The organism is Pseudorhodobacter sp. MZDSW-24AT (assembly GCF_002794355.1).
GTDB lineage: Bacteria > Pseudomonadota > Alphaproteobacteria > Rhodobacterales > Rhodobacteraceae > Pseudotabrizicola.
Genome location: NZ_PGOI01000002.1, coordinates 33,542 through 52,433 on the forward strand (window position 1 = coordinate 33,542; position 18,892 = coordinate 52,433).

16 protein-coding genes are annotated in these 18,892 nt (G+C 65.8%); 11 read left to right on the plus strand and 5 right to left on the minus strand.

Annotated features, from left to right (window positions below; genetic code table 11):
* Positions 1 to 65: 65 nt before the first annotated feature.
* Together CUR21_RS01805 and CUR21_RS01810 are read left to right on the plus strand one after the other, a co-directional pair.
* On the plus strand, positions 66 to 665 hold the full coding sequence (locus CUR21_RS01805) for a superoxide dismutase (RefSeq protein ID WP_100195600.1): 600 nt from the start codon (positions 66 to 68) through the stop codon (positions 663 to 665).
* 142 nt (positions 666 to 807) lie between these two features.
* Complete coding sequence (locus CUR21_RS01810) at positions 808 to 1,227, plus strand: host attachment protein (RefSeq protein WP_100195316.1); 420 nt, start codon at positions 808 to 810, stop codon at positions 1,225 to 1,227.
* A gap of 37 nt (positions 1,228 to 1,264) precedes the next feature.
* On the opposite strand, the gene CUR21_RS01815 is transcribed toward CUR21_RS01810, so the two are convergent.
* The gene (locus CUR21_RS01815; protein ID WP_100195317.1) at positions 1,265 to 1,819 is read right to left on the minus strand and encodes a TIGR00730 family Rossman fold protein; all 555 of its coding nucleotides are present in this window, start codon (positions 1,817 to 1,819) and stop codon (positions 1,265 to 1,267) included.
* A 133-nt stretch (positions 1,820 to 1,952) separates the two neighbouring features.
* Here CUR21_RS01815 and CUR21_RS18830 point away from each other — a divergent pair, with 133 nt between their 5' ends.
* Both CUR21_RS18830 and CUR21_RS01825 read left to right on the plus strand, forming a co-directional pair.
* Positions 1,953 to 3,497: a LysM peptidoglycan-binding domain-containing protein gene (locus tag CUR21_RS18830; RefSeq protein WP_232622650.1), complete on the plus strand. Its 1,545-nt coding sequence runs from the start codon at positions 1,953 to 1,955 to the stop codon at positions 3,495 to 3,497.
* Positions 3,498 to 3,558: 61 nt separating this feature from the next.
* The gene (locus tag CUR21_RS01825; protein WP_100195318.1) at positions 3,559 to 5,373 is read left to right on the plus strand and encodes an ABC transporter ATP-binding protein/permease; all 1,815 of its coding nucleotides are present in this window, start codon (positions 3,559 to 3,561) and stop codon (positions 5,371 to 5,373) included.
* A gap of 28 nt (positions 5,374 to 5,401) precedes the next feature.
* On the opposite strand, the gene CUR21_RS01830 is transcribed toward CUR21_RS01825, so the two are convergent.
* Both CUR21_RS01830 and CUR21_RS01835 read right to left on the minus strand, forming a co-directional pair.
* Positions 5,402 to 8,902, minus strand: coding sequence for an efflux RND transporter permease subunit (locus CUR21_RS01830; RefSeq protein WP_100195319.1), 3,501 nt, complete (start codon positions 8,900 to 8,902; stop codon positions 5,402 to 5,404).
* On the minus strand, positions 8,899 to 10,035 hold the full coding sequence (locus CUR21_RS01835; RefSeq protein ID WP_100195320.1) for an efflux RND transporter periplasmic adaptor subunit: 1,137 nt from the start codon (positions 10,033 to 10,035) through the stop codon (positions 8,899 to 8,901). The genes CUR21_RS01830 and CUR21_RS01835 overlap by 4 nt, the downstream gene beginning before the upstream one ends.
* Positions 10,036 to 10,260: 225 nt before the next feature.
* Here CUR21_RS01835 and CUR21_RS01840 point away from each other — a divergent pair, with 225 nt between their 5' ends.
* From CUR21_RS01840 to ndk, 4 genes are all read left to right on the plus strand, one after another.
* Positions 10,261 to 10,920 carry a hypothetical protein gene (locus CUR21_RS01840; RefSeq protein ID WP_100195321.1) on the plus strand — a complete coding sequence of 220 codons (660 nt, stop codon included), beginning with the start codon at positions 10,261 to 10,263 and terminating at the stop codon, positions 10,918 to 10,920.
* 41 nt (positions 10,921 to 10,961) lie between these two features.
* Positions 10,962 to 12,311 (plus strand): PQQ-binding-like beta-propeller repeat protein, encoded by a 1,350-nt coding sequence (locus CUR21_RS01845; protein WP_232622651.1) that lies wholly within the window; start codon positions 10,962 to 10,964, stop codon positions 12,309 to 12,311.
* Positions 12,312 to 12,365: 54 nt separating this feature from the next.
* The gene (der, locus tag CUR21_RS01850) at positions 12,366 to 13,826 is read left to right on the plus strand and encodes a ribosome biogenesis GTPase Der (protein WP_100195322.1); all 1,461 of its coding nucleotides are present in this window, start codon (positions 12,366 to 12,368) and stop codon (positions 13,824 to 13,826) included.
* Between the two features lie 107 nt (positions 13,827 to 13,933).
* Positions 13,934 to 14,356 carry a nucleoside-diphosphate kinase gene (gene ndk, locus CUR21_RS01855; protein ID WP_100195323.1) on the plus strand — a complete coding sequence of 141 codons (423 nt, stop codon included), beginning with the start codon at positions 13,934 to 13,936 and terminating at the stop codon, positions 14,354 to 14,356.
* 19 nt (positions 14,357 to 14,375) lie between these two features.
* Here the strand turns inward: ndk and CUR21_RS01860 are convergent, their stop codons facing one another.
* Together CUR21_RS01860 and CUR21_RS01865 are read right to left on the minus strand one after the other, a co-directional pair.
* Positions 14,376 to 14,714: a TfoX/Sxy family protein gene (locus tag CUR21_RS01860; RefSeq protein ID WP_100195324.1), complete on the minus strand. Its 339-nt coding sequence runs from the start codon at positions 14,712 to 14,714 to the stop codon at positions 14,376 to 14,378.
* Between the two features lie 373 nt (positions 14,715 to 15,087).
* Positions 15,088 to 15,279 (minus strand): heavy-metal-associated domain-containing protein, encoded by a 192-nt coding sequence (locus CUR21_RS01865; RefSeq protein WP_100195603.1) that lies wholly within the window; start codon positions 15,277 to 15,279, stop codon positions 15,088 to 15,090.
* A gap of 119 nt (positions 15,280 to 15,398) precedes the next feature.
* Here CUR21_RS01865 and CUR21_RS01870 point away from each other — a divergent pair, with 119 nt between their 5' ends.
* From CUR21_RS01870 to CUR21_RS01880, 3 genes are all read left to right on the plus strand, one after another.
* Positions 15,399 to 17,618, plus strand: a complete 2,220-nt coding sequence (locus tag CUR21_RS01870; protein ID WP_100195325.1) for a cation-translocating P-type ATPase — start codon at positions 15,399 to 15,401, stop codon at positions 17,616 to 17,618.
* Positions 17,615 to 18,040: a Cu(I)-responsive transcriptional regulator gene (gene cueR / locus CUR21_RS01875; protein WP_100195326.1), complete on the plus strand. Its 426-nt coding sequence runs from the start codon at positions 17,615 to 17,617 to the stop codon at positions 18,038 to 18,040. Before CUR21_RS01870 ends, cueR begins: the two co-directional genes overlap by 4 nt.
* Positions 18,041 to 18,293: 253 nt before the next feature.
* Entirely contained in the window at positions 18,294 to 18,866 is a 573-nt protein-coding gene (locus CUR21_RS01880; RefSeq protein WP_100195327.1) for a manganese efflux pump MntP family protein, read from the plus strand.
* The last annotated feature ends 26 nt before the right edge of the window (positions 18,867 to 18,892 follow it).

Consider the following 18,892-nt stretch of genomic DNA (forward strand, 5'->3'; position numbering starts at 1 on the left):
GCCTTGACCTTCGGCCCGGAAAGGCCGCTATTTGCGGCGACCACAATCGACAAAGGATGAAAACGATGGCTTTCACACTTCCCGACCTGCCCTATGCCCATGATGCTTTGGCGGACCTTGGCATGTCGAAGGAGACGCTGGAGTATCACCACGACATTCACCACAAGGCCTATGTTGACAACGGCAACAAGCTGATTGCTGGCACCGAATGGGAAGGCAAGTCGGTCGAAGAGATCGTGGTTGGCACCTATAACAAGACTGCCGTCGCGCAGAATGGCATCTTCAACAACGCGAGCCAGCATTGGAACCATGCCCTGTTCTGGGAGATCATGGGGCCGGGCGAGAAGAAGATGCCGGGTGCGCTGGAAAAGGCGCTGACCGAGTCGTTCGGATCGGTCGATAAGTTCAAGGAAGAGTTCTCGGCCGCAGGCGCCGGGCAATTTGGCTCGGGCTGGGCGTGGCTGGTGAAAGATGCCTCCGGCGCGCTGAAGGTGACCAAGACCGAGAACGGCGTGAACCCGCTGTGCTTTGGCCAGACCGCGCTTTTGGGCTGTGATGTGTGGGAACATTCCTACTACATCGACTTCCGCAACAAGCGTCCGGCCTATCTGACGAACTTCCTTGACAAATTGGTGAACTGGGAAGCCGTCGCCGCCCGCATGTAAGGGTTAAACCTCTGATTTTAAACAAAAGCCGCGCAAGCAAAGCTTGCGCGGCTTTTTGCTGTGGTCAAGGTGTCACACTGGTGGTCCAGAGTGGACTTCCCATTTAGGGGCGAGAGCAACAAGAAACGATGGGAGGCTTGAGATGACGACGATGACGCGCAACTGCTGGCTGGTGGTGGTGGATGGCGATGGCGCGATGATCTTGGAAAATGCGGGCACCGTGACGGCGCCGGATCTGCGGGTGATCGACCGGATCGCCACCCCGGGCGCGATGGGGGCAGCCGATCGGTGGCCCGCGCGCGAAGAGGCGAGTGATCGGGCGCGCTTGGCCGAGACCGCGATGGTGGCCATGCTGATGACGCGGCTGGCTTTTGCGGTGCGGCAGTCGCGGATGTCGCGCCTTGCGATTGCAGCGCCGCCGCATCTGCTGGAAGCGATCCGCACCCGGCTGGACGACAATTTGCGCAGCCGCGTTGTCATCATGCTGCCCAAGACACTGACGCACCACCCGCTGGAGCAGGTGGTGGCGGTGATTAATGAAGCCATGCTGCGCGCAGCTTAGGCATAAGTTGAAGAAAGCCGATTAAGGCTTTGGGGTATCAGGATAAAACCTGATTGAGCTTAGTCATCAGGGCGGGCACATCCGGCACGGCGGTAAAGGCGTGGCGGATGTGATCTTCGGCAAAGCCCTGTGCGATGACATGATCCATCAGCGCAATCAACGGTTGCCAATATCTATCTGTATCCAAAAGAAAAATCGGCTTGGTGTGCAGGCCGATCTGCCGCCATGTCAGCACTTCGAAAAACTCATCGAGGCTGCCGGCCCCACCGGGCAGCACCACGATGGCATCCGAGTTCATGAACATCACCTTTTTGCGTTCATGCATGTCTTCGGTGATGACCAGCTGGTTCAGGTCGCGCTTGCCCTTTTCCTTGTTCATCAGATGGGTGGGGATCACCCCCATGGTGCCCGCCCCGGCTGCGATGGCCGCGCGGGCGACCTCGCCCATGAGGCCGACATCCCCGGCGCCATAGACCAGCCGCCAGCCTTGCGCGGCGATGGCTTGGCCAAGGCTGCGGGCTTCGGCCGCGTAGGCGGGCGACAGGCCCGGGCGTGATCCACAAAAGACACAGACAGAACGAAGCGGGGTCATGCGGGCTTCCTGATGGTATTATTCGTTGCAAGCCCAGTGATATCTGGGTTCCTATGCAAAGGAAAGCAGTGGCCGGAAACAGGCCGCGCGGGCCCGGCGCAGGACCGGGGTGGGGAACGGACGGGGAAATGTGATGGCGGTTTGGCAGGGGATGAGCAGCGGCGCGCGCGCGGCAAGCGTTGCGGCGGGAGCTGCGGTGGGAGCTGCGGTGGCGGTGGGCGTGGTGGCCTTGCTGTGGCCAGCGCCGGCGCCAGACACGGTGCCAGAAACGGTGCCAGAGGCGGCGGCGCCGGTGGCGGCGGTGACCCCCGCGCCAGAGGTGCCAGCCCCTGCGCCTGAGGCTCAAGCAGAGGTTGTGGCGGAGGCGGCGCCGGACGCGGAGGCGGTGCCCGTGGCCGAGGCGGAGGCGGCGCCGGAAGAAGGGGCGGCGCCCGTGGCGGAGACAGAGGCGGCGCCGGAAGAAGGGGCGGTGTCTGTGGCGGAGACAGAGGCGGCGCCCGTGGCGGAGGCTGAGACAGAGGCGGAGGCTGAAGTGGTTGCCGCGCTGCCAGAGCCGGTTCTGCCTCGGTTTGACAGCTATCGCATCGAGGCGGATGGGGCGGCGGTGGTGTCGGGCCGCACGGAGCCGCGCGCCGCGGTGCGGGTGCAGGTGGACGGGGCCACCGTGGCCGAGGCGGCGGCAGGGGCGGATGGCAGTTTTGCCGCCCTGTTCACGCTGCCGCCCAATCCTGCGGCCAGCCTGATGACGCTGGAGGCCGTGCTGGGCGACGGGCGGCGGCTGGTCTCGGCGCAATCGGTGGCCTTGGGGCCAATTGCAGGGCCGGTGCGACCGGAGGCTTTGGCCGAGGCGGCACCCGCGCCAGCGCCGCTGTCGCAAGCGGTGACGGAGGAAGAGGCGCCGCGCGTGGCGCAGGCCCCGTCTGCCGGGGCAGAGCCTGCGCCGGATCGGCAGGCCGGATCGGGCGCGGTGGCGAGTGCGCCGCCGCCCGTGGCGCTGTTGCTGACGGAAGAGGGCGCGGCGGTGGTGCAGGCCCCGGTGGCGCTGGCGGAGGCCGGTCAGGCGGATTTGGTGACGCTGGATACGATTGCCTATGCGCCCGATGGTGCGGTGCAGCTGTCGGGGCGCGGAGAGGCCGGGCAGACGGTGCGGCTTTATCTTGACGGGGCGGCGGTGGCCGATGTGGCGATTGCGCAGGATGGCACGTGGCAGGTGACTTTGGGCGAGACGGCACCCGGCGTTTACACGCTGCGCGCCGATCAGCTGGACGCGGTGGGGCAGGTGACGGCCCGCTTTGAGACGCCGTTCAAGCGCGAGACGGTGGAGGCTTTGGCGGCGCTGGCGCAGCCCTCGGCGGCGCCCCCGTCTTTGGCCGTGACAGGCGCGCCCTTCGCCGGGACCGAGTCCTTGCCGGTTGTGGCAGGCGCGGATGCGGTGCCGGTGGCCGAGGCGCGCGCCGCACCCGAGGCCGTGGCGGCAGATGCCCCGGCGGCCACTGCCGCGCCGCCCCCGCCGGTGAGCGTGACGGTGCAGCCCGGCTTTACGCTGTGGGGAATCGCACGGGAAAATTTTGGCGATGGCGTGCTTTATGTGCAGGTCTATGAGGCCAACCGCGACAAGATCCGCAATCCGGACCTGATTTATCCGGGGCAGGTGTTTACGATTCCGGCCAGACCCTAAGGCGGCTCTGGCCATTTGCGGCGCCAGCGCCTAGGTGTTGTCGCCGGAAAAGAGGCCCCTCATGTTTGATCCTTCCCAGAAAGACGTGCCCGCCACCGGGTTCCAGACGATTGCGCGTGTGCTGCCCTATCTGTGGCCGCCGGGTCTGGGATGGGTGAAGCGGCGGGTGGTGGCGGCGCTGCTCTTGTTGGTGCTGGCCAAGGTGGTCTCGGTCTCGACCCCGGCCATTTACAAACAGGCGGTGGATTCGCTGGCGGGGGAGGCCCCGGAGGCGGGCACCCTGCTGGGGCTGGCGGCCGTGGGGCTGACGATTGCCTATGGTGTGGCGCGGCTGATGACGGTGGCGTTTCAGGAACTGCGCGATGCGGTGTTCGTGCGGGTGGGGCAGCGCGCCCTGCGCCAATTGGCGCTGGAAACCTTTACGCATATTCACCGCCTGAGTTTGCGCTATCACATCACCCGCAAAACGGGGGGGCTGAGCCGGATCATCGAGCGCGGGGTGAAGGGCGTCGATTTCCTGCTGCGCTTCATGCTGCTGTCGATCGGGCCGCTGATCCTTGAGCTGTCGATGGTGTCGATCATCTTTGCGGTGCTGTTTGGCTGGCAATATGCGGCAGTGGTGGTGGTGGTGATCTCGATCTATGTCGCCTTTACCTTCAAGGTGACGGAATGGCGCGTGGCCTTGCGGCGCGAGATGAACGCGCAGGACACGGATGCCAACCAGAAGGCGATCGACAGCCTGCTCAACTATGAGACGGTGAAGTATTTCAACGCCGAAGCGATGGAAGCGCAGCGCTATGACCATGCGATGCAGCGCTATGAGGTGGCGGCGGTCAAGACCGGGCTGTCGCTGGCGTTTCTGAACTTGGGCCAAGCGTTTGTGATCACCAGCGGGCTGGTGATCGTGATGGTGATGGCGGCGCGCGGGGTGCAGGCGGGCACGCTCACGGTGGGCGATTTCGTGATGGTGAACGCCTATATGATCCAGATCACCATGCCGCTGAACTTTCTGGGCACGGTTTACCGCGAGATCCGGCAGGCGCTGGTGGATATGGGCGAGATGTTTGGCCTGCTCGCGCAGCCAGCCGAAGTGGTGGACAAGCCGGGCGCGCCCGATCTGGACGTGCGCGCAGGCGAGGTGCGGTTTGACAATGTGCGCTTTGACTATGATCCCTCGCGCCCCATCCTGAAGGGCGTCAGCTTTACGGTGGCACCGGGGCAGCGGGTGGCGCTGGTCGGGCCGTCGGGATCGGGCAAGTCGACCATCGGGCGGCTGCTGTTCCGGTTTTATGATGTGCGCGAAGGTGCCATTCGGATTGACGGGCAGGATTTGCGCGATGTGACGCAGACGAGCCTGCATGCCAATATCGGGGTGGTGCCGCAAGACACCGTGCTGTTCAACGATACGGTCTATTACAACATCGCCTATGGCCGCGCCGGGGCCACGCGCGAAGAAGTGGAGGCGGCGGCCCGGGCGGCGCGCATCCATGATTTCATCCTGTCGCTGCCCGAAGGCTATGAGACGACGGTGGGCGAGCGGGGATTGAAGCTTTCGGGCGGGGAAAAGCAGCGGGTGGGGATTGCGCGCACGCTTTTGAAGAACCCGCCGATCCTGCTTTTGGATGAGGCGACGAGTGCCTTGGACACCCAGACCGAGCGCGACATTCAGGACAGTCTGCTGCTGATGGGCAAGGGGCGGTCGGTGATCACCATTGCGCACCGCTTGTCGACCATTGCCGATGCCGACCAGATCATCGTGCTGGAGGCGGGCGAGATTGTCGAGCAGGGCACGCATGAGGTGCTGCTGGCCAATGGCGGGCGCTATGCGGCGATGTGGGCACGGCAGTCGGCGGAAGAGGAAGACGCGGCGGCGTAAGCGCCACGCTCGCCACGCTTGCACGCGCTCATCGCTCTTCTGTGGCGCGAGCGGGTTCGGGCGCGTCCTCCCACAGGATGAGCGGGCCTTGCAGGGCGCGGGCGGTGCGGGCGAGGGCCAAATCGCGCGCGGTGGCGCTGGTTTTGCCATGGGCAAGGGCCGAAAGCTGCGCCCAGCCGCGATAGGCCCCGGCCCAGAACCAGACCCGCAGCGCCAGAAGCGAGGGCGTGAGCACCAATGTGAGCACGGTGGCGACGCCAAGGCCAAAGACCACGGCGGTGGCGAGTTGAATCCACCACAGCGCTGAGGGGCTGTTGAGCGTGTAGCCGCCGCCGATGAAATCGACCGAGAGGCCGAACATCATCGGCGCGAGCCCCGCCATGGTGGTGATCGTGGTCAGGAGCACCGGGCGCAAGCGCTGTTCTGCTGTGCGGGTGATCGCTTCGAGTTTCGGCATGTAGCGGCTGAATTCTTGATAGGTGTCGATCAGGATGATGTTGTTGTTCACCACGATCCCCGCCAGCGCCACGATGCCGGTGCCTGTCATGATGATGCTGAAGGTCTGGCCCATCACCATCATGCCGATCAGCACGCCGGTGGTGGAGAGCACGACAGCAAGGAGCACCAGCACGGCATTGTAGACCGAGTTGAACTGCGCCAAGAGGATGATGAACATAAGCCCCAGCGCGCCTGCGAAGGCCTTGGCAAGGAAGTCTCCGGCCTCGGCCTGATCTTCCTGATCGCCCGTCCAGGCCCAGGTGACGCCTTGGGGAAGCGGCGCGGTTTCGAGCCAGCGGGTCAGGGTTTCGATGCGCTCGGTGGGGGTGATCGGCACGCCATCGGGCCGGATCAGGCCGGGGGCGACATCGGCCTTGATGTCATAGATGCGGGTTTCGTCCACCCGCTCGATCCGGCCGAGTTTGGCGACGGGCTGGCGGGTGATGAAGTTCGACAAGGGCACGAGGCCATCATTCGTGCGCACCTTGAGCGAGTCGAGGGTGGAGAGCAGGCGGTCACCTTCGGGGAGGCGGACGCGGATTTCAATTTCCTCATCCGAGGAGTCGACGCGCATGGTATCAAGGAGGACGCCCCGGGTGACGAGTTGCACCATGCCGCCCACGGTGGCGACATCGGCACCGAAGCGGCCGGCGCGGGCGACATCGACGGTGATCTCCCAATCGATGCCGGGCAGGGGGCGGCTGTCTTCGATGCTGCGGATGCCGTCCATGCGGGCCATCTGAGCGCGGATCTGTTCGGTGGCGGTGCCGAGGGCCGCGAAATCATCGCCTGATAGGCGCAGGTGCAGCGGTTTGCCTGAGGCGGGGCCGGAGGCGCCGGCTAGCACCTGAATGCGGATGCCGGGCAGGGCGTTGAGACGTTCGGTCAGGTCCGCGATGATGCGCTCGCCGCCTTGGGCGGGATCATCGCTGCGCTCTTCCCACGGGGCGAGTTCGAGCTGGATCTGGCCCACGCTGTCGAGCGGGGCCTGAGCGCCGCCGGTGTTGGCGTTGAGCCCGCCTGCGCCGGCAAAGGAGAAGGTGGATTTCACGCCGGGGGTGCCAACCACCAGCGCCTCGGCCTGACGCAAGAGCGCGTCTTTCTCGGCCAGCGAGAGATTGCCGCGCGCCTGCACATAGACGATGGCCTGTTCGGGTTCGGTGGCCACGAAGAATTCGACGCCTTTGCCATGTTGGGCGTAGAGGCCGAAGACAGTGGCGACAAAGGCCACCACGGCGGCGATGGTGACCAGCGGCATGACGGGGTTGCCGGTCAGGGCGCGGATGACGTGGCCAAAGGCGGTGCGGCGGTAGCCTGCGACGATGGGCGCGCGGCGTTGCGGTTTGGCGGCTTCGAGCGTGATGGAGGCCACGAAACCGCCCACCATGGCAAGCGCCACCCCGGGCAAAAGCGCAGCGGCACCGGTTCCACGCGGGGCGAGCATCAGGGCCACGCCCGCAAAGAGGAGCGCCATTGACAGCGCCACCAGCACCAGCCGCAGCCAGAGCGGGCGCGGGCGCAGCAGGGCGGCGGCGGCCTCGAGCTGGCGGGTGATGCGGCCCGCCACTCCGCCCAGCACCGGCACATAGACCAGCGCCACCAAAAGCGAGGCGGACAGCACAAAGATCAGGGTGACGGGCAGCATCCCCATGAATTCGCCCGCCACCCCGGGCCAGAACAGCATGGGGAGAAAGGCGCAAAGCGTGGTGGCGGTGGAGCTGACCACCGGCCAGAACATGCGCTTGGCGGCTTCGGTATAGGCGGCCATCGGGCCGGAGCCGTCTTGAATGCGCTTGTCGGCATATTCCACCACCACGATGCCCCCATCGACCAGCATCCCCACCGCAAGGATCAGGCCGAACATCACGATATTGGAGACGGAAATCCCCAGCACCGCAAAGAAGGCGAAGGTGAGCAGGAAGGTGGTGGGGATGGAAAAGCCCACCAAAAGGGCCGAGCGGGTGCCAAGGGCGGCCAGCACCACCACCATCACCAGCGCAATCGCGGTGAGCACCGCGCCTTCGAGTTGGCGCACCATGCCTTCGACATTGGTGGACTGATCCAGCGAGGCCGCGACCGAGACAGAGCGGCGCAGCGGTTCGGGCCAAGCGGCGACTTCAGCGGCGACCACCTCCTGCACCAGCCGCGACGTGTCGATCAGGTTGAAGCCTTTGCGTTTCACCACCTGAATGGCCACGGTCGATTCGCCGTTATAGCGGGCGGTGCCGGTCGGATCTTCGAAGGTCAGGTTGATCTGCGCCAGATCGCCCAAAGTGATGGCGCGGTCGCCGTTCACCTTGACGGGAAGCGCGTAGATCTGGGCGGGGCTGTTGAAGCTGGAGGGGATTTTCACCGCGAAAGCGCCGGTGGGGGTTTCCACCTCGCCTGCGGCGATCAGCTGATTGTTGCGGGTGACGACGGTGATCAGTTCGGCGGCGGTGATGTTATAGGCTTCGAGCTTCAAAGGGTCGATCAGCACCTCGAGCATTTCGTCGCGGTGGCCCGCGAGTTCGGCTTTCAGCACGGGTTCAAGGGCGGCAATCTTGGTTTGCAGATCCTTGGCCGCGCGCAGAAGGGTGCGTTCGGGGAGGTTGCCGGACAACGCGATCACCAGAATCGGGAATTCGCTGAAGTTGATCTCATTGACCGAATAGCTGTCGGCGCCTGCGGGAAACTTTGCCTCGGCGGTGTTCATGCGGTCGCGGACATCGGCAATGGTCTGGGATTTGTCCCAGCCAAACTCGAATTCCAGCGCGACGCCGCCATAGCCTTCGGCGGCGGTGCCCGAGATGCGTTTGAGCCCATCGAGGCCCGAAAGTTCCTGTTCCATCACCTTGACCAGCAGGGTTTCGGAATCAGCGGCCGAGATGCCGGGAAAGGGGACCGAGACGAACAGCGCGGGAATGTCGATGTCGGGCTCGCCTTCCTTGGGCAGGCTGACATAGGCCAGCACGCCTGCCGCGACAGAAAGCAGGATGAAGGCCACCACCATCCGGGCGCGGGCGGCGGCCCAGTCGATCAGCCCGGTCATGGGGTGGCCTGCGGCAGCGAGAGGATGATGGGGGTGCCCTCGGTCACGTAGTCCTGACCGACGGTGATCACGGTGGCGCTGTCGGGCAGGCCGGTGACAAGCACGCCGTCCAGAGTATCGCGCAGCAGGGTGACGGGGGCAAAGCGGGCTTGTCCGTCCACCGCGAGCCGCACGCCCAAGGTGCCCGCGTTGTCGAGCGTGAGGCTGGAGGCCGGGAGCAAATGCGCCATGACGCCATCGGCGGCGATCAGCATTTCGGCGGTCTGGCCATCGCGGATGGCGAGATCGGGGTTGGGCACCGTGACCTCGACCCGGAAGGTCCGGGTGGCGGGATCGGCAGAGCGCGACAGGAACGTGACGCGGCCCTGCACCTCGCGCCCCGAAATCAGGCGCGCGCCCGCCATGGCGCCGACAGAGATGCGGTCCACCTCGGCCTCGGGGACGAATCCCACGAGCTTGATCGGGTCCAGCTGGATCACGGTCGCGCAGGGGTTGCCCGGCTGCACGAGGCTGCCCAGTTCGGCGGTATCGCTTTCCAAAAGCCCTTGGAACGGGGCGGTGATGCGCAGGCGAGACAGATCGATCTGGATGGCATCAAGCGCGGATTGCGCGGATTGCACGCCTGCCCGCGCGGATTCGAGTAAGGCCGCCGTGCCGATGCGGCGTGTTTCCGAGGCAAAACCGCCCTCCTGAAGGCGGGTGGCGGCTTCGGCGTTCACCTCGGCCTCGCGCAGGCGGGCTTGGGCCTCTCGCAGACGGGCCTGCGCCTCGGCCTCTTGCTGAGGGCGGGTGCCGGGATCAAGTTCACAGAGCGTTTGGCCGTGGGTGACAAAGGCACCGCGGCGCAGGGGATCGGAGCGCACCAAGCCGCCGGTTTCGGCGCGCACCTCAACCTGACGCGCGGCTTCGGTGCGCCCGCGCGCGATGACAGCGTCTTGCACCTGTGTGGCCGTGGAGGTCAGACCCACCACCGAAATGGGGCCGTTTTCCGGCAAGGCCGCAGGGGCGGGATCGGCGGCGGGCGTGGCGGGCGCCGCGCCAAGAGAGTGCTCGGTCAAACGATCCCGCTCGAACACGGCGAGATAGAGGATGGCGGCGACGGCCAGAGCAGTGAGAGGGGGCAGGATACGCATGGACACCTTTCAGGCCGCTCTGGCTGCGTGCAGTCTAGGGCCTGTGCCGCGTCGCGGCAAGTCACGCCGCGGGACGGGCGTGCGGGCAGGCGGGGGCGATGCGGGCGCAGGGCTTGGCAAGCCCTTGTGCTTGCGTGTAAGACAGGGCCGGAGGGGCTGGCCTGACCAAAGGGCGCGTGCCCTGCCGCCCCGGACTGAAATGCGCCTGTAGAAAGCCAGAGTGACGTGAGCAATCCCGAAAATTTCATCCAGGAAGTCACGGAAGAGGTGCGCCGCGACCGGCTCTATGCCTATTTCCGCAAATATGGCTGGATTCCGGCCCTGATCGTGGTGGGCGTTGTGGCGGGCACCGGCTGGACCGAATGGTCGAAGGCGCGCAATGCCGCACAGGCGCAAGCCTTTGGCGATGCGGTGCTGGATGCGCTGGATCTGGGCGGTGCCGCCGAGCGGCGCGAAGCATTGGCGGCGGCGCCGGTTTCGGGCGCGCAGCAGGCAGTGCTGTCGCTTTTGCTGGCATCGGACCCGACCGAGGACCGGGCGGCGAGTATTGCTGCGCTGGAGCAATTGGCGGCGGACGCATCGCAGCCGCAAAGCTACCGCGATCTGGCGGTGGTGCGGCGGGTGATCTTGGCTGGGGCAGACCTGCCGCTGGCCGAGCGTCGCGCGGCGCTGGACCCGGTGGCGGCGCCGGGCCGTCCGTTCCGCCCGCTGGCGCTGGAGCAACTGGCCTATCTGCTGGTGGAAGAGGGCCGGACCGAAGAGGCGATCGCCGCTTTGCAGGCCCTGTCGCAAGATCAGCAAGCCCCGGCGGGCTTGCGTGGCCGTGCAGGACAGATGATTGTGGCACTGGGGGGCGAAACCGCCCCCGTGGGTGACGCCGGGTGATCCGGCGCGGCTGGCTTGGGTCCGAGGGAGTGGAGCGGGTGGTGAAACAGAAGCGCTGTTTGGGACTGTCGGCGGTGGCCGCTGTCATGCTGCTGTCGGCGTGCGAGCGCGAATTGGTTCTTCCGGGCGAACGCTTTCCTGTGCGGGCTGATCTGGAGGCCTCGATTCCGGTGGCGGGCCAGCCTGCACCGGTCGCGCCCGCGTCGCGCCCGGTGAATCAAAGCGTGCCGATCTCTTTGCCTGCCGCGGCGGCCAATGCCGAATGGACGCATCGGGGCGGGTCTGCCCGCCATTCTTCGCCGCATGGGCGGTTTTCCGCCGCGCCGCAACGGGTGTGGAGCGCGAATATCGGTGCCGGATCAAGCCGGATGAACCGTTTGACGGCGGCACCCGTGGTGGCAGATGGCCGGATCGTGACGATGGACAGCCGCGCGCAGGTGGTGGCCACCGGCACCAATGGGGCGACGCTGTGGCGCGCTGACCTGACCCCGCAATTCGACCGGGGCGGCAATGTCTCGGGCGGGGGCGTGGCCATGGGCGGCGGCATGGTGTTTGTCGCGACGGGCTATGGCGAGTTGGTGGCCTTGCAGGCGGCAAGCGGCGCGGTGGTCTGGCGTCAGCGCTTGGCCAGCCCGGTGTCGGGCGCGCCGGCCTATGATGGCGGCACCGTCTATGTGTCGACACGCGATGGCGCGGGCTGGGCGGTGGATGCGCGCAATGGCAAGGTGCAGTGGACCGTGCCGGGCCTGCCCAATGCGCTTTCGGTTGCGGGGTCTTCGGCCCCGGCGGTAACCGACCGCAACGTGATTTTCCCGTTTCCGAGCGGTGAGCTGGTGTCGGCCCTGCGGCTGAACGGCGTGCGCGTCTGGGGTGCACCGGTGACGGGGCAGCGCCCGGGGCGCGGCTATGCCGGGTTGACGGATGTGACAGGTGATCCGGTGATCGTGGGAGGCACGATCTATGCGGGCACCGCCGCGGGCCGCACCGCGGCGATTGACGCGGGCACCGGTGAGCGCATCTGGACGGCTGTGGAAGGCGCGATGAACCCGCCGCTGGTGGTGGGGGGATCGGTCTTTGTCGTGAACGACGAGGCGCGGCTGGTGCGGATGGATGCGGCGACCGGATCGGTGATCTGGATGGCCGACATGCCCTATTTCGAGAATGACCGTCCGCGGCGGCAAAAGGCCATCACCGCGCATTACGGCCCGGTTCTGGCCGGGGGGCGTGTGGTGGTGGTCTCGGGCGACGGGCTGTTGCGGATGTTTGATCCGACCAACGGCGCGCTGGTGGGCAGCGCCCAAATTCCCGGTGGGGCGGCTTCGGCCCCGGCGCTTGCGGGGGGTGCCCTGTATGTGGTGGGTGGCAACGGGCAACTTCACGCTTTCCGTTAAGGCCAAAGACCTGTATGGGGTTCGGCTTGAATGAATGCGGAACCTGTATAAGACATGAGCTTTACCCTCGCCATCGTGGGCCGCCCCAATGTGGGCAAGTCGACGCTTTTCAACCGCCTTGTGGGGCGCAAGCTGGCTTTGGTCGATGACCAGCCGGGTGTGACGCGCGATCTGCGTGAGGGCGACGCCAAGTTGTTCGACCTGCGCTTTACGGTGATCGACACCGCCGGGCTGGAGGAAGTCACCGATGACAGCCTTCAGGGCCGGATGCGGCGGTTGACCGAGCGCGCGGTGGATATGGCGGATATCTGCCTGTTCCTGATCGATGGCCGCGCGGGCGTGAACCCCTCTGACGAGGTGTTTGCCGATATCCTGCGCAAGAAGGCCGCCCGGGTTATTCTGGGCGTCAACAAGGCCGAGGGCCGCGCCGGTGAAGAAGGCGCGCTGGAGGCCTGGAGCCTGGGTCTGGGCGAGCCGCTGCGCCTGTCGGCCGAGCATGGCGAGGGGATGGATGATCTGTACCGTCTGCTCAAGCCGCTGGAAGGTGAGTTTGCCGAGCGCGAGGCCGAGAACACGCCGCTGACAGATGTGGACATCTCGGAAGAAGATGCCGAGCTGGAGGCCGATGAATTCGCGCACCGGCCCACGGTGAAAAAGCCGTTGCAGATTGCGGTGATCGGGCGGCCGAATGCGGGCAAGTCCACGCTGATCAACAAGATCATCGGCGAAGACCGCTTGCTGACCGGGCCCGAGGCCGGGATCACGCGGGACGCGATTTCGGTGCGGTCCGAATGGCAGGGCACGCCGGTGCGGATCTTTGACACCGCGGGCATGAGAAAGCGCGCGAAAGTCACGGAAAAGCTTGAGAAATTGTCGGTGGCCGATGGCTTGCGCGCCGTGCGCTTTGCCGAAGTGGTCGTCGTGCTGCTGGATGTGGATATTCCCTTTGAATCTCAGGACTTGCGGATCGCGGATTATGCGGAGTCCGAAGGCCGCGCCGTGGTGATCGCGGTGAACAAATGGGATCTGGAGGAAGACAAGCAGGACAAGCTGGCTGAGCTGAAAGAGATGTTCGACCGCCTGCTGCCACAGCTGCGCGGCGCGCCCTTGGTGACCGTGTCGGCCAAAACCGGGCGGGGTCTGGACCGGCTGCATGATGCCATCCGCCGCGCGCATGACACTTGGAACAAGCGCATCACCACCAACCGGCTGAACACGTGGCTGGGCGCCATGACCGAGGCGCACCCTCCACCGGCCCCGGGCGGCCACCGGATCAAGCTGCGCTATATGACGCAAGTGAAGACGCGCCCGCCGGGTTTTGTCATCAAATGCAGCCGTCCGGATGAGTTGGCGGAAAGCTACAAGCGCTATCTGATCAATGGCTTGCGCGATCATTTCGACATGCCGGGCACGCCGATCCGGTTGTTCTTCCGCTCTCAGGCGAATGAGAACCCGTTCAAGGATCGCAAATTCCACACGCCCAGCCGCTTGCGCAAGCATATGGACAAGAAATAGCCGCGCGTTTCGCGGGCTTTTCATCATCCGCGACCCATGATAGGGACGCGAGCCGAAATTTAACGGGTGCAAGGCAGAGGCCTTGACCCATTACAGGAGACGCCGAAATGGCCATCGAACGCACGCTTTCCATCATCAAGCCCGACGCAACCAAGCGCAACCTGACCGGCAAAATCGTTGCCAAGTTCGAAGAAGCCGGTCTGCGCGTTGTGGCCTCCAAGCGCATCCACCTGACCGCCGCACAGGCTGGCGCGTTTTACGCCGAGCATTCCGAGCGTGGCTTCTATGGCGAGCTGTGCGAGTTCATGGCGTCGGAGCCGGTGGTTGTGCAGGTGCTGGAAGGCGAAGGCGCGATTGCGAAGAACCGCGAAGTGATGGGGGCCACCGATCCGGCACAAGCCGCTGACGGCACCGTGCGCAAGGATTTCGCCCTGTCGAAAGGCGAGAACTCGGTTCACGGGTCGGACAGCCCGGAGTCGGCTGCGCGCGAAATCGCGTTCTTCTTCTCGGGTCTTGAACTGGTTGGCTAAGGCCAACCGGGGGGAGCGGCTAGCGCCGCTCCACCACGCCGAAAAATTGAAGGGCCGCCTCCAGATCGGAGCGGCCCTTTTCCTTTGTGCCGATCATGCTGGATTTGATCGCATCAAAGCGTTTGCGCAAGGCGACCTTTTCGTCGCCCTTGCAATCGTTCCACGGGCGGCCTTGGAGCCCCATGACCAGCACGTAATAGCCGATGAAATGCGGTGCAGTGCCCGACAGAAGCAGGCGGCGATAGGCTTCATCCGCCCCCATCGCGCGCAGGTCGGCCGCGGTGTGGATGCCTGCGCGGGCAAAGGCCGCTTCGGAGGCAGGGCCAAGGTTGGGGATCGAGGAAACCGGGTCGGACATGGCGCATCCACAGAGTCAAAACGGGGCCAGCGTGACCGCTGACCCCGCATTATGCAAGCGTGTTCTTTATCTGTTCTTCAGATCGAGGCCCAGTCCTTGAAGACCGGCGTGCCACCTTGCTGCTGCGGTGCGGGCTTGCCACCACTTTGCTGCTGTTGGCCGCTTTGCTGGGGCGTCGAATTCTGCTGCGGGGTCATGTTTTGCTCCATCTGACCATGTGCTGCCATGGCTTCAGCATTGGCACGGCTTCGGGCCGCATCAAGACGAAATCATGACATTGCGGCGACGCCATATGCTGGCTGTGGAAAAGCCGCAACAGGGGAAGTGATCACGGTTTCGATTTCGCCTTTGCGTGGCAAAATGGCGCCGAGGCTTAGGGCAGGATTTGTGCGGGAAAGCCGATGGCGGCAAGGGCGCTGATCTGACGGGCGGGATCGCCGCCTTCCACCGTGACCTGACGCGTCGCCAGATCGACCGAGACATGCGTGGCAAGGGGCGCAAGCGCGGCTTCGACCGAGGCTTTGCAATGGCCGCAGGACATATCGGGGACGGACAGTTTGGTCATCTGCATCTCCTGTGTTGGGGAGCATATGGGGAGTCCAGTGGCGGGAAGGTCAAGGGGGAAGTTGATGGGCTTGACCTTCCCGTGACTGGAAGCCCTATATCCCGAACAAAGGAGCGACCATGTCTGAACTTGCCGAGCCAAAGCCCGTTTCCGAGATCACCCTTTCGGTTGAAGGGATGACCTGTGCCGCTTGCACGGGACGGGTGGAGCGGGTGTTGCGGGCGCAGGCCGGGGTGGTGGCGGCAAGCGCCAATCTGGCGCTGCGCCGGGCGCAGGTGCAGGTGCAGGATGGCGTGCAGGCCCAGGCGTTGGCGGCGGCGGTGCGCGGGGCGGGCTTTGCCGCCCAGCCCTTGGACGAGGCCGCGCCGCAAAGCCCCGAGGCCGAAGAGCGGGCGCTGTGGCGCGCGGCGGCTGTGGCCGGGATGCTGACGCTGCCCGTGTTCGTGACCGAGATGGGCGGGCATCTGCTGCCAGCCTTTCACCATTGGCTGCACGCCAGTTTTGGCATGGAGCGGCTTTGGGCGATGCAGTTTGTGCTGGTCACGCTGGTGCTGGCGTTTCCGGGGCGGCTGTTTTTGACCAAGGGGGGGCTTGCCTTGCTGCGGGGCGCGCCGGACATGAACGCGCTGGTGGCGGTGGGCACCGTGGCGGCATGGGGCTGGTCGAGCGTGGTGCTGTTTGCGCCTGCCTTGGTGCCAGAGGCGTCACGCGCGGTGTATTTTGAGGCGGCAGCGGTGATCGTGACGCTGATCCTGCTGGGGCGCGCGCTGGAGGCGCGGGCGCGCGGGCAGGCGGGGGCGGCGATTGCGCGGCTGGTCGGCATGCAGCCCAAGACGGCATGGGTGGAAGACGGCGGCACCGTGGTGGAGCGCCCGGTGGCGGCCTTGCTGCCCGGGATGGTGGTGCAGATCCGCCCCGGCGCGCGGCTGCCGGTGGATGGGGTGGTGCTGGCGGGCCAGAGCGCGGTGGATGAGGCAATGCTGACCGGTGAGCCTGTGCCGGTGGCCAAGGGGCCGGGGGATGCGGTGACGGGGGGCACGGTGAACGGCACCGGGGCGTTGCGGGTGCAGGTGGCACAGGTCGGCGCGGGCACGGTGCTGGCGCGGATCACGGCGATGGTCGCCGAGGCGCAGGGCGGCAAGCTGCCGGTGCAGGCCTTGGTGGACCGGGTGACGCTGTGGTTTGTGCCGGTGGTGATGGGGATCTCGGCCTTGAGTTTCGCGCTGTGGCTGGCCTTTGGGCCGGGGCTTGCGCAGGCGGTGGCGGCGGCGGTGGCAGTGCTGATCATCGCTTGCCCCTGCGCCATGGGGTTGGCGACGCCGGTGTCGATTCTGGTGGGGAGCGGGCGCGCGGCGGAACTGGGCGTACTGTTCCGGCGCGGGGCGGCGATGCAAAAGCTGGCCCGCGTGCGCGAGGTGGCCTTTGACAAGACCGGCACTTTGACGATGGGGCGTCCGAGCGTGGTAGAGGTCATGGGCGCGCCGGGGACGCTTGCACGTGCGGCGGCGGTGGAGGCGGCGTCCGAGCATCCGCTGGCACAGGCGGTGCTGGCCGAAGCCGTGCGGCAGGGCGTGGCTGTGCCGGGGGCAAGCGGCTTTGCCGCGCGGCCGGGGTTTGGCGCGGTGGCGCAGGTAGGCGGGCAAACGGTGGCCGTGGGGGCCGCGCGGATGTTTGATGCGGTGCCAGAGGGTCTTGCGGCCGCCGCCGCGCGGGCGGCGACGCAAGGGCAATCGGTGCTGTTCGTTGCGGTGGCCGGAGAGGTGAGTGGGCTGATCACCGTGGCCGATCCGCTGAAGCCGCAGGCGGCGCGGGCGGTGGCAGCCTTGCAGGACATGGGGCTGACGGTGCGCATGATCTCGGGCGATACGCAGGCGGCGGCAGAGACGGTGGGGGCCGGGATCGGCATCCGGCGAATCGAGGCCGGGGTGCTGCCCGAGGGCAAGCTGGAGGCGATCCGCGACGCGGGGGATGGTTTGGCCTTTGTGGGCGATGGTATCAATGACGCGCCTGCGCTGGCCGCCGCTGGGGTGGGGATTGCGATGGGCACCGGCACCGACATTGCCATCGAGGCGGGGGATGTGGTGGTGATGCGCGGTGATCCGCTGGCGGTGGTGGATGCCATCGGGCTGGCCCGCGCCACCTTGCGTAACATCCGGCAGAACCTGCTGTGGGCCTTTGGCTATAATGCGGCGCTGGTGCCGGTGGCGGCGGGGGTGCTGGTGCCTTTTGGAGGGCCGGGACTTTCGCCGATGCTGGCGGCGGCGGCGATGGCGCTGTCTTCGGTGTTTGTGGTCAGCAATGCGCTGCGGTTGCGCGGCTATCAGGGGGTGAGGCGATGAACATCAAGGATGTGGCTGACCGGTCGGGCCTGCCTGCCAAGACCATTCGCTATTATGAAGAGATCGGGCTGATCCGGCCTTTGCGGGCGGCGAACGGCTATCGCAGCTTTCGCGAGAGCGATTTGCACAAGCTGACCTTTCTGTCGCGTGCGCGCTCGCTTGGCTTTTCCATTGAAGACTGCCGGACGCTGCTGGCGCTGTATGAGGACCGCGCCCGCGCCTCGGCAGATGTGAAAGCGGTGGCCAATGCCCATCTGGCGCGGATCGCGGAGAAGATTGCGGAATTGCGCGCGATGGAGGCGGCGCTGCGGCATCTGGTGGGGGCCTGCGCCGGGGACGCGCGGCCCGATTGCCCGATCTTGGCCGGGCTGGAGACGGGGTTGCCGCAGACGGGACAAACGGGCAGCGGCGGGACGCGCTGATGCGCAAATTGCGAATGCGTGTCATAACTATTGTCAAACAAAATCATTGACTTGGCGCGAGTGGCGGCCTATTGCCCCCCCCATCGGGGAGTAGCAACCACAACCGATTGTGGGAACGTGTCAACATGATCGCAGAGGCTTCTGCGTGGTGCGTTCGACCAGAAATGGTTCTGCGAGACCGTGACGGTGCAGCCCCTTTTTGGGCAAGGGCAGTGCAGATCCGTCCGGTTTCTCGCCCCAGAAGGATAAGACCATGTCTCCGATTTCCATCGGCGTGCTGGCCATTGGCATGTCTGTTGACGCGATGATCGCCTCGCTGGGTCGCGGGGCGGCTGTGCAAAGGCCAAGTTTTCAGATCGCGCTTGGCACGGGTGTTGTGTTTGGCGTGGTGGAAATGATCACGCCGCTGATCGGTTGGCTGCTGGGGGTGGTGGCCAGCCAATATGTGCAGGCTTTTGACCATTGGATTGCCTTTGGCCTGCTGGGGGCGGTGGGGGCGCATATGGCTTGGGCCGCGCTGAGCCGATCGCCCGAAGCCCCCGTTTCGGCGGGCTCTGCCTCGCTGGTGGCTTTGGTTGTGACCGCGGTCGGCACTTCGCTGGATGCGATGGCGGTTGGGGTGTCGCTGGCGTTTCTGGATGTCAACATACTGGTGGTGGCGGTGGCGATTGGGCTCGCGACCATGGTGATGTCGACCACCGGTATGGTGATGGGGCGCTATCTGGGGCGGCGCTTTGGCCGCTATGCCGAGGCGTTTGGTGGGTTGGCGCTGATCGTGCTGGGAGCTTTGATCCTGCACGAGCATCTGACGGCCCACGCCGTTTGAGCCGCGCCAGAAGAAAAGGCCCGCCC

What these genes read in the sequence shown, in the direction of transcription:
- CUR21_RS01805 (WP_100195600.1), top strand. Translation starts at nt 66, where the DNA reads ATGGCTTTCACACTTCCCGACCTGCCCTATGCCCATGATGCTTTGGCG.
- CUR21_RS01810 (WP_100195316.1), top strand. Translation starts at nt 808, where the DNA reads ATGACGACGATGACGCGCAACTGCTGGCTGGTGGTGGTGGATGGCGAT.
- CUR21_RS01815 (WP_100195317.1), bottom strand. Translation starts at nt 1,819, where the DNA reads ATGACCCCGCTTCGTTCTGTCTGTGTCTTTTGTGGATCACGCCCGGGC.
- CUR21_RS18830 (WP_232622650.1), top strand. Translation starts at nt 1,953, where the DNA reads ATGGCGGTTTGGCAGGGGATGAGCAGCGGCGCGCGCGCGGCAAGCGTT.
- CUR21_RS01825 (WP_100195318.1), top strand. Translation starts at nt 3,559, where the DNA reads ATGTTTGATCCTTCCCAGAAAGACGTGCCCGCCACCGGGTTCCAGACG.
- CUR21_RS01830 (WP_100195319.1), bottom strand. Translation starts at nt 8,902, where the DNA reads ATGACCGGGCTGATCGACTGGGCCGCCGCCCGCGCCCGGATGGTGGTG.
- CUR21_RS01835 (WP_100195320.1), bottom strand. Translation starts at nt 10,035, where the DNA reads ATGCGTATCCTGCCCCCTCTCACTGCTCTGGCCGTCGCCGCCATCCTC.
- der (WP_100195322.1), top strand. Translation starts at nt 12,366, where the DNA reads ATGAGCTTTACCCTCGCCATCGTGGGCCGCCCCAATGTGGGCAAGTCG.
- ndk (WP_100195323.1), top strand. Translation starts at nt 13,934, where the DNA reads ATGGCCATCGAACGCACGCTTTCCATCATCAAGCCCGACGCAACCAAG.
- CUR21_RS01860 (WP_100195324.1), bottom strand. Translation starts at nt 14,714, where the DNA reads ATGTCCGACCCGGTTTCCTCGATCCCCAACCTTGGCCCTGCCTCCGAA.
- CUR21_RS01865 (WP_100195603.1), bottom strand. Translation starts at nt 15,279, where the DNA reads ATGACCAAACTGTCCGTCCCCGATATGTCCTGCGGCCATTGCAAAGCC.
- CUR21_RS01870 (WP_100195325.1), top strand. Translation starts at nt 15,399, where the DNA reads ATGTCTGAACTTGCCGAGCCAAAGCCCGTTTCCGAGATCACCCTTTCG.
- cueR (WP_100195326.1), top strand. Translation starts at nt 17,615, where the DNA reads ATGAACATCAAGGATGTGGCTGACCGGTCGGGCCTGCCTGCCAAGACC.
- CUR21_RS01880 (WP_100195327.1), top strand. Translation starts at nt 18,294, where the DNA reads ATGTCTCCGATTTCCATCGGCGTGCTGGCCATTGGCATGTCTGTTGAC.